Here is a 10451-nt window from a genome sequence, read left to right on the forward strand (position 1 = left end):
ATTCCAACACTTCGGTAATCGTCCCTGCGCCCACCGTCCGTCCACCCTCCCGGATCGCGAACCGCAGACCCTTCTCCATCGCGATCGGAGTGATCAGCTCGATCACAAGACTCGAGTTGTCGCCCGGCATCACCATCTCCACTCCCTCCGACAGTTGCGCCGTGCCCGTCACGTCCGTCGTTCGAAAGTAGAACTGCGGACGGTACCCGCTGAAAAACGGCGTGTGACGACCTCCCTCCTCCTTCGACAATACGTATACCTCCGCCTTGAACTTCGTGTGAGGGGTGATCGAGCCAGGCTTCGCCAGAACCATCCCCCGCTCGACGTCCGTGCGCTCCGTGCCCCGAAGAAGCACACCCACGTTGTCCCCCGCCTGGCCCTCGTCCAAAAGCTTCTTGAACATCTCCACGCCCGTCACCACTCGCTTGCGGGTCTCCCGGAACCCGACGATCTCTACCTCTTCCGATACCTTCACAATTCCCCGTTCGATTCGGCCCGTCACGACCGTCCCACGACCCGATATCGAGAACACGTCCTCGATCGGCATCAGAAAATCCTTGTCAACGTCTCGCTCCGGCAACGGAATGTAGTCATCGAGAGCCGTCATCAACTCCAGTACCGGCTTCTCCTCTTCCGCTCCATCTGACTCCAGTGCCTTCAACGCGCTTCCCCGGATGATCGGTATGTCGTCTCCGGGAAACTCGTACTGCGACAGAAGCTCCCGTACCTCCAGCTCTACCAAATCCAGCAACTCCGGATCGTCAACCATGTCCACCTTGTTCAGAAATACCACGATGTACGGAACTCCTACCTGACGCGCCAGCAAAATGTGCTCCCGCGTCTGAGGCATCGGACCGTCAGCCGCCGATACCACCAGGATCGCTCCGTCCATCTGCGCAGCTCCCGTTATCATGTTCTTCACGTAGTCCGCGTGACCCGGACAGTCAACGTGCGCATAGTGACGTTTCGACGTCGAGTACTCTACGTGGGCCGTCGCTATCGTGATCCCTCGCTCTCGCTCCTCGGGAGCGTTGTCGATCGAATCGAAACTCCGGAAGCTGACACTCTTGTCACCCTTCGCCAGAACCTTCGTGATCGCAGCCGTCAACGTCGTCTTCCCGTGGTCAACGTGCCCGATCGTCCCCACGTTCAAATGCGGTTTGCTGCGATCGAATTTCTCTTTCGACATGACCCGTTCGTGCTCCTTGTAAGTGTCGGTTCCTTCCGATGACTACCTTCCCGTAACCTTGGCGACGACTTCCTCGCCCACGCTCTTCGGGGCTTCCTCGTATTGGTGGAAATGCATGGTGTATGTGGCGCGACCCTGGGTTACGGAGCGAAGATCCGTGGCATAACCAAACATCTCCGACAGCGGAACGTGAGCGGTCAGAACCTGCACGTTGCCCCGTGCCGCCATGCTCTGGATGCGACCTCGCCGAGCGTTCAGATCGGCGATGACGTCGCCCATGTATTCCTCGGGAACGACGACCTCCACCTGCATGATCGGCTCCAGCAACACCGGATCTGCGTGCTTCACCGCCGCCTTGAAGGCCATCGACCCCGCGATCTTGAACGCCATCTCCGAGCTGTCCACGGTGTGGAACGAGCCGTCGTACAGGCGAACCGAAATGTCGACCATCGGGTAACTCGCGAGCGGGCCTTGCTCCATCGCCTCTTTCACTCCCGCCTCGACGGCGGGAATGAACTCACGGGGAATCGCACCTCCAACGATCTTGTTGACGAACTCGAACTTCACCCCGGGGCGCGATTCGACCTCGAGCCACACGTGTCCGTACTGTCCCCGACCGCCGGTTTGACGAATGTAACGGCCTTCGGATTTGGCCTTGCCGCGGATGGTCTCCTTGTATGCGACCTGGGGTTTTCCCACTCCCGCCGCCACGTTGAACTCCCGGAGCAGCCGATCCACCACGATCTCCAAATGGAGCTCGCCCATTCCGCTGATGATTGTCTGCGCCGTTTCCGGATCGGCAAAGACCTTGAACGTGGGGTCCTCCTGGGTGAGCTTCGAGAGTGCGACTCCGAGCTTCTCCTGGTCTGCCTTGGTCTTGGGCTCGATGACCACCGAGATTACCGGCTCGGGGAAGTCCATCGACTCGAGAACGACGGGGTGATCCTCGTCGCAGATGGTGTCACCGGTCTGGACGTTCTTGAGGCCAACGGCGGCGGCGATATCTCCCGCGTAGACCGCCTTGATGTCCTCCCTCTTGTTGGCGTGCATCTTCAACAATCGACCGATGCGATAGGTCTTCGCCCGTCTCGAGTTCAACACGTGGTTTCCGGACTCGAGAAACCCCGAGTACACCCTGAAGAAGGCCAGCTGGCCGACGTAGGGATCGGTCATGATCTTGAAGATGAGGGCGGAGAAGGGAGCGTCGTCGCTCGACGGCCGCTCGATCGTCTCGCCTCCGTCGGGCGAGGTGCCCACGATGGACGGCACCTCCGAGGGAGAGGGCAAGAAATCCACGACGGCATCGAGCAGCGGTTGCACTCCTTTGTTCTTGAAGGCCGCGCCGCACAGCACCGGGACGAGCTTGAGCGCCACCACCCCCTTTCGGAGGCCGGCCAAAATCTCCTCTTCCGATAGCGCCTCCCCCTCGAGGTATCTCTCCATGAGAGTCTCGTCCGATTCGCAGGCCGCCTCGATCACCTTCTCCCGCGCGGCGCGGACTTCGTCGCGGAGCTCGGCGGGTATGTCCACGGCCTCGTACTCCGCGCCAAGGGTCTCGTTCTTGTAAACGATGGCCTTCTCCCGGACGAGGTCGACGACTCCCACGAAGCTGTCTTCATTACCCACCGGGAGCTGGATGAGAACCGGGTTCGTACCCAACCTCTCCTTCATCATACGCAGGGTGCGGGGAAGATCGGCTCCGGCACGGTCCATCTTGTTGACGAAAGCGATCCGGGGAACCCGGTACTTGTCCGCCTGCCGCCATACCGTTTCCGATTGAGGCTCTACCCCGCCCACAGCGCAGAAAACAGCAACCGCCCCGTCGAGAACTCGGAGGGAGCGCTCGACTTCGGCGGTGAAGTCCACATGGCCCGGCGTGTCGATGATGTTGATCCGGAACTCTCTCCAGAAGCACGTCGTGGCCGCCGAGGTGATGGTGATGCCACGCTCTTGCTCCTGCTTCATCCAGTCCATCGTGGCGGTGCCCTCGTGGACTTCCCCGAGCTTGTAGGTGATACCGGTGTAATAGAGGATACGCTCGGTCGTCGTCGTCTTCCCGGCATCGATGTGCGCCATGATGCCGATGTTACGAATCTTCTCGAGCGGCACTAGTCGGGGCATGTGTTTTCGACTCTAACTACGGGACGAAGGATTCCATTCTCCTCGAAACGATTCCCACTCTCTTCCGAGGGCTAGCACCCTCGATAACGATCACTTCGATCCGCGACGAAATCTCTCTTCGCGTGGATTCGAGGTGATGGGTGTGTCTTCTGTCCGATCCGAACAGGAGGACTTCGTCAGCCTACCAACGATAATGGGCGAACGCCTTGTTCGCCTCCGCCATCCGGTGCGTATCCTCCCGTTTCTTGACCGCTGCCCCTCGATTGGCGGCAGCGTCCATCAGCTCGTTGGCGATCTTGTCCACCATCGACTTTTCCGGCCGGGCGCGGGCGAAGCTCGCGAGCCACCTCAGCGAAAGCGACATTCGTCGCTCGGGGCGGACCTCCACGGGAACCTGATAGTTGCTGCCACCCACCCGGCGACTCTTCACCTCGAGCGTCGGTTTCACGTTATCCACGGCTTTCTTGAAAACTTTCAACGGGTCGTCCGATGCCCGCTCCTGAATCTTGGCGAAGGCTCGGTACACGATTTGTTCCGCCGTCGCCTTCTTGCCATTTTTCATCACGACATTGATGAAGCTCGACACCAGCCCGCTGTTATAGATCGGATCCGGCAGCGGCTCCCGTTTCGGTACGTCTCGTCTTCTCGGCATGTCGTGCTCAGCTCAGGGGTGATCTCAGGCCTTCGGTCTCTTGGTTCCGTACTTGGAACGGCCGTTCTTGCGCCCGTCGACACCCACCGCGTCCAACGAGCCACGAACGACGTGATAGCGTACTCCCGGCAGGTCCTTCACCCGACCACCGCGAATGAGGACGATCGAGTGTTCCTGCAAGTTGTGGCCCACACCGGGGATATAGGTCGTGACCTCGACGCCGTTCGTCAGCCGCACCCGCGCGACCTTCCGCAATGCCGAGTTCGGTTTCTTCGGGGTGGAGATGAAGACCCGAATGCAGACTCCTCGTTTCTGAGGACAGCCTTGAAGGGCGGGGCTGTCGGTCTTGGCGTGAGACTGCTTTCTCCCCTTACGAACCAGCTGACTGAAAGTCGGCACCTCTGATAAACCTACCTATCGTATGGAAAACGGCGTTCCCTTCTGGATTCAGGACAACCTGCCGAGTCTAGCAAAACGGATGCCATCCTGTCAATGGATTTGCGCCAACTGGTACCGGTTACCCGTCAAGGCGCCCATCGTTCCTGCCGGAGGCGACCGCGCTAGGTCGATTCCTCGTCGCCCGAAGCCGAACCGCTCTCCACCAGGTATTGCATCTCACGATCGAGATCCTCGCTCGTAAGCTCCTGCTGGCGCTCGAGCGGGTGGGCGTCGGGGATGGCGACGTGGCGATGGGCCTCTAACCCGGTGCCGGCAGGGATGAGCCGTCCCATGATGACGTTCTCCTTCAGGCCCCTCAGGTAATCCACTCGGCCGCTGATGCTCGCTTCGGTCAGTACCCTCGTCGTTTCCTGGAACGAAGCCGCGGAGATGAAGCTGTCGGTCGACAGCGACGCTTTCGTGATCCCGAGCAGCAATGGGCGTCCGGACGCCGGCCGACCACCCGCCGCCTGAATCTTTTCGTTGGCTTCGCCGAACTTGAACTTATCGATGGTCTCATCGATGAGCAGCTCGGTGTCCCCGACCTGCTCCACCTTGACCCACCTCATCATCTGGCGAACGATGACCTCGATGTGTTTGTCGTTGATGAGAACGCCCTGGAGACGATAGACCTCCTGAATCTCGTTGACGAGGTACTCCTGAAGGGCGTTCTCGCCGAGAACATTGAGGATATCGTGAGGATTGATGGGCCCGTCCATGAGGGGCTCGCCGGCTTTTACCCGCTCGCCTTCCTGCACATTGATATGGACGCCTCGCGGCAGCGAATACTCGCGGACTTCGCCCGTATCGGAGATGACCGAGATCTTTCGGAGCCCTTTCGCGATTCCCCCGTATTGAACGACGCCGTCGACCTCGGTGATGACCGCGGGATCCTTCGGCTTTCTCGCTTCGAACAGCTCGACGACGCGCGGGAGACCTCCGGTGATGTCCTTGGTCTTCGTCGTCTCTCGCGGGATCTTGGCGAGGACCGCTCCGGGCCGAACTTCGTCGCCATCGGCCACCATCAGGTGGGCTCCCGACGGCAGGAGGTAGCTTCGGATCTCCTTCTTCTTGCTGTCCTTGATCACGATCGCTGGCTGCCGTTTCTCGTCGGGAGATTCCACGATGACGGGCATCGACAGGCCGGTCACTTCGTCGACCTCTTCATGTACGGTGATGCCCTGCACCACGTCCTTGAAGTGCGCGGTCCCTCCTTCCTCGGTGAGAATCGAGAAGGTGTAGGGGTCCCATTCGACGAAGGTCGTCCCCGATTCGATCGCTTGACCGTCCTTGACCTTGAGTCGAGCGCCATAGACCACCGGATAGCGCTCGCGCTCGCGGCCCTTGTCGTCGAGGATCAGGATTTGCCCCGCGCGGTTCATCACCACCAGGTCGCCTCCGCGATCCTTCACCGTCGACACGTTGACGAACTTCACCACCCCGGCGCTCTTGGAGTCCAGAGTCGACTGCTCGGCCACCCGGCTCGCGGTACCGCCGATGTGGAAAGTCCGCATCGTAAGCTGAGTCCCGGGCTCGCCGATCGATTGCGCGGCGATGACTCCCACCGCCTCGCCGAGGTCGACGAGCCGTCCGCTGGCCAGATTTCGCCCGTAGCAGCGGGCGCATACACCCCGCCGCGATTCACAGGTCAGCACCGAGCGGATCTTGACGTGATCCACGCCGGTGTTCTGGATAGCGTTGGCGGTCGTCTCGGTGATCTCCTGGTTGGGGGTGACGATCGTATCGCCGGTGAAGCTGTCCTTGATCGTCTCCAGGCTGACGCGGCCGACGATACGGTCGCGGAGCGCCTCGATGACCTCGCCCGCCTCCACGATGGCCCCGACGTAGATGCCCGAGACCGTGCCGCAGTCCCCCTCGGAGATGATGACGTCCTGGGCGACATCCACGAGTCTTCGCGTCAAGTAGCCCGAGTCCGCAGTCTTGAGTGCCGTGTCGGCCAACCCCTTCCTGGCTCCGTGAGTCGAGATGAAGTACTGGAGCACGGTCAGCCCTTCGCGGAAGTTGCTGGTAATGGGAGTCTCGATGATCTCGCCCGACGGCTTTGCCATGAGACCGCGCATTCCCGCGAGTTGTCGAATCTGCTGCTTGCTGCCGCGGGCACCCGAGTCCGCCATCATGTAGACCGGGTTGAACCGGGCGTTCTCCCGCTCTTGGCGCTCCATTTCCTCGAACATCTCCTGGGCCACCCTGTCGGTGACGTTCGACCAGATGGCAATGACCTTGTTGTAGCGCTCACCTTTGGTGATGGCCCCCTCCCGGTACTGGTCGTCGACCTCCTTGACCTCGGAGAGGGCACGGTCCACCAGCTGTTCCTTCTCGCTGGGAATGACGAGATCTTCGATGCCGATCGAGACCCCGCTCTTCGTCGCGTAGAGGAAGCCGAGCTCCTTGAGCGAGTCGAGCATCTCCACCGTCTTCTCGATGCCGTGTCGGAGGTAACAGAAATTGACCAGGCTCCCGAGCCCTTTCTTCTTGAGCAGGCCGTTCACGAAGGGAATCTCCTTCGGCAAATGATCGTTGAAGATCACCCGGCCCACTGTCGTCTCGATCACCTCGTTGTCCAGCTCGTGGATCTCGGCATGCACCAGGTCCTGGTCGTTGAACGCCGTGGTCAGATCGATGAAGTTGCCGCTGTAGAGGAGGCGGATGGGTGTGAGGGTCTCCACCTCGCGGGCTTCGAGCGCGAGAAGAACGTCGTCCATCGAAGCGAAGGCGCGACCCTCCCCCTTCGTTCCCTTTCGACTCTTGGTCAAGTAGTAACAGCCGAGCACCATGTCCTGCGAAGGGATCGCCACCGGCTGCCCGTTCGCGGGAGACAGGATGTTCCTCGACGAGAGCATCAGCAAGGAAGCCTCGATCTGGGATTCCGGCGAGAGGGGAATGTGGACGGCCATCTGATCCCCGTCGAAGTCGGCGTTGAACGCCGTGCAGACGAGCGGGTGGATGCGAATCGCCTTTCCCTCGACCAGGACCGGCTCGAATGCCTGGATTCCGAGCCGATGCAGCGTGGGCGCGCGATTCAACAGGACGGGATGCTCGCGGATGACTTCCTCGAGAAAGTCCCAGACCTCCGGCCGCTGGGCCTCGACCATCTCCTTGGCCGCCTTGATGGTCGTGGCCAGCCCCACCTGTTCCAGCTTGTTGTAGATGAAGGGCTTGAACAGCTCGAGCGCCATCCTCTTGGGAAGACCGCACTGGTGAAGCTTCAACTCCGGCCCGACCACGATTACGGAACGGCCCGAGTAATCCACCCGTTTTCCCAGGAGATTCTGGCGGAAACGACCCTGCTTGCCCTTGAGCGTGTCGGAGAGCGACTTGAGGGGACGGTTGTTCGCGCCCCGGAGCACTCGCCCCCGCCTCCCGTTGTCGAACAGGGCGTCGACCGCCTCCTGAAGCATCCGCTTCTCGTTGCGGACGATGACGTCGGGCGCCTTGAGCTCCATGAGCTTCTTGAGTCGATTGTTGCGATTGATGACTCGACGATAGAGATCGTTGAGATCACTCGTGGCGAAACGGCCGCCGTCGAGCGGAACCAGAGGCCTGAGCTCGGGCGGAATGACGGGAATGACGTCGAGTATCATCCATTCCGGCCGGTTGTTGGACTTGCGGAAGGCCTCGACGACTTTCAAACGTTTGGCGAACTTGAGCTTCTTCTGCAGGGAGGTCTCGGTCTTCATCGCCTCGCGCAGGTCTTCGGACAGCTCCTCGATCTCGATGCGACGGAGGAGCTCCTTGATGGCCTCGGCACCCATCTCCGCCTGGAATTTCTGTTTGTGCTCCTGCCGCATCTCGCGGTAGCGCTCCTCGGAGAGGAGCTCTTTTTCCTTCAGAGGCGTATCGCCCGGATCGATGACGACGTAGGATTCGAAGTAGAGGACACGCTCGAGATCGCGCAGAGACATGTCCAGCAGGTGTCCGATACGGCTCGGAAGCCCCTTGAAGAACCAGACATGCGAGACCGGACAGGCGAGCTCGATATGTGCCAGCCGCTCCCGCCTCACCTTGGACTGAGTTACCTCGACGCCGCACTTGTCGCAGATGACGCCGCGATGCTTCATCCGTTTGTACTTGCCGCACAAACACTCCCAATCCGTCACCGGGCCGAAGATCTTGGCGCAGAAAAGCCCATCGCGCTCCGGCTTGAACGTCCGGTAGTTGATGGTCTCGGGTTTGGTTACCTCACCATGCGACCACGCCCGGATCTTCTCTGGCGACGCCAGACTGATCTTGATGGCGTCGAAATCCACGACGAGGTTTCCTTTGTCACGAAGGGTTGCGAACGCTTTCAAGTTCTTCCTCCCTTTTTGTGTCCCACTCTAATTGCACCCACCCGTCAGTCCTTCGTCTTCAACAGCTCTACGTCGAGACACAAGCTCTGAAGCTCGCGTATGAGCACGTTGAAGGACTCGGGAAGACCGGGAGCAAACGAGGTGTCGCCTTTCACGATCGCCTCGTATATTTTCGCCCGTCCGTAGACGTCATCCGACTTGGCGGTCAGGAGCTCCTGGAGAGTATGTGCTGCTCCGTAGGCCTCGAGTGCCCAGACCTCCATCTCTCCGAATCGCTGTCCGCCGAATTGGGCCTTGCCTCCCAGCGGTTGCTGGGTGATGAGGCTATAGGGCCCGATGCTCCGGGCGTGCATCTTGTCGTCCACGAGGTGCGAGAGTTTCAACATGTAGATATAGCCCACGGTGACGGGCTGCTCGAACGCCTCTCCGGTCATCCCATCGTGGAGGACGGTCTTGCCACCCTCCAGAACATTGGGCCGCAGGTCCCCCTCCTGGCGGAGCTTGGTGTTGGTCTCTTCCATCAGCTCCTTGATCTGCAGCTCCGACGCGCCGTCGAACACCGGTGAGGCGAAGTGCAGACCCAAAAGCTTCCCCGCCCACCCGAGATGGGTCTCGAGAATCTGACCCACGTTCATGCGGGAAGGGACTCCCAGCGGGTTGAGGATGATCTCGACCGGGTCCCCGTTGGGCAGGTACGGCATGTCTTCTTCGGGCACGATTCGGGCAATCACTCCCTTGTTTCCGTGCCGGCCGGCCATCTTGTCTCCCACGGAGAGCTTGCGCTTCATGGCCACATAGACCTTGACCATCTTGATGACCCCCGGGGGAAGCTCGTCGCCCTTCTGCAATCGGGTCATACGCTCTTCGAAGAGGGCCTTCAAGACCTCGATCTGTCGCTCGGTCTTGTCTTCGATCTCCTGGATCTCGTCGAGCACTTCGGGAGTAACGTCGGTCTCCAGAAGCCCGAGGTAGGCGGGCCGAAGCTCGCGGAGCATCTCCTTGGTCAGCTTCGTCTTCTTCTTGAGAATCTTCTCGCCCGTTCGTGGATTGACGAGATCCTCCTCGAGGACGCTTCCCGAGAGACGCTCGATCACGCGCTTGTTCCGCTCCTCCTTCAGGATGCGGATCTCGTCGTTCAAGTTCTTCTCCAGCATGCCCACTTCTTCGGACTCGATCGCCTTGGCGCGCTCGTCTTTCTCGACGCCCTTGCGAGAGAAAATCTTGACGTCCACGACGATGCCCTCGATTCCCGGCGGGCAGGTGAGCGATGCGTCCCGAACATCGCCGGCTTTCTCCCCGAAGATGGCCCGGAGGAGCTTCTCTTCTGGTGTGAGCTGGGTCTCCCCCTTGGGAGTGACCTTGCCGACCAGGATGTCGCCTGGCTTCACGTAGGCTCCGATGCGGATGACTCCCGACTCGTCCAGGTTCGTGAGGAATCCCTCGGAGACGTTCGGGATATCCCGGGTGATCTCTTCGGGCCCCAGCTTGGTGTCGCGGGACTCGGTGTCGAACTCCTCGATGTGGATCGAGGTGTAAGCGTCCTCTTTGACGAGCTTTTCCGACACCAGGATCGCGTCCTCGAAATTGTATCCGCGCCACGGCATGAAAGCGACGAGCACGTTGCGACCGAGCGCCAACTCGCCCTGGTCGGTGCAAGGCCCGTCGGCGATGACCTGACCCTTCTCGACCCGATCGCCCACCCTCACGATGGGCTTCTGGTTCATGCAGGTGTTCTGGTTCG

General features: G+C 60.5%; 6 protein-coding genes. All 6 read right to left on the bottom strand.

Translation table 11 applies throughout. The features are described 5' to 3' along the window. Positions 1 to 1189, bottom strand: a 1189-nt coding sequence (gene tuf / locus VEK15_07830; protein HXV60586.1) for an elongation factor Tu, incomplete at its 3' end; no start/stop codon positions are given. 42 nt (positions 1190 to 1231) lie between these two features. Beyond that, on the bottom strand, positions 1232 to 3310 hold the full coding sequence (fusA, locus tag VEK15_07835; protein ID HXV60587.1) for an elongation factor G: 2079 nt from the start codon (positions 3308 to 3310) through the stop codon (positions 1232 to 1234). 181 nt (positions 3311 to 3491) lie between these two features. Then, positions 3492 to 3962, bottom strand: coding sequence for a 30S ribosomal protein S7 (gene rpsG / locus VEK15_07840; GenBank protein ID HXV60588.1), 471 nt, complete (start codon positions 3960 to 3962; stop codon positions 3492 to 3494). A gap of 24 nt (positions 3963 to 3986) precedes the next feature. Then, positions 3987 to 4361, bottom strand: coding sequence for a 30S ribosomal protein S12 (rpsL, locus tag VEK15_07845; protein ID HXV60589.1), 375 nt, complete (start codon positions 4359 to 4361; stop codon positions 3987 to 3989). Between the two features lie 161 nt (positions 4362 to 4522). Then, positions 4523 to 8710, bottom strand: coding sequence for a DNA-directed RNA polymerase subunit beta' (gene rpoC, locus VEK15_07850; protein ID HXV60590.1), 4188 nt, complete (start codon positions 8708 to 8710; stop codon positions 4523 to 4525). 44 nt (positions 8711 to 8754) lie between these two features. Continuing rightward, on the bottom strand, positions 8755 to 10451 hold a 1697-nt coding region (gene rpoB, locus VEK15_07855; protein ID HXV60591.1), incomplete at its 5' end, for a DNA-directed RNA polymerase subunit beta.

The organism is Vicinamibacteria bacterium (assembly GCA_035620555.1).
Lineage (GTDB): Bacteria > Acidobacteriota > Vicinamibacteria > Marinacidobacterales > SMYC01 > DASPGQ01.

Bases quoted from the DNA above. Each gene is read 5' to 3' on its own strand.
- fusA (HXV60587.1), bottom strand. From the start codon at position 3,310: ATGCCCCGACTAGTGCCGCTCGAGAAGATTCGTAACATCGGCATCATG.
- rpsG (HXV60588.1), bottom strand. From the start codon at position 3,962: ATGCCGAGAAGACGAGACGTACCGAAACGGGAGCCGCTGCCGGATCCG.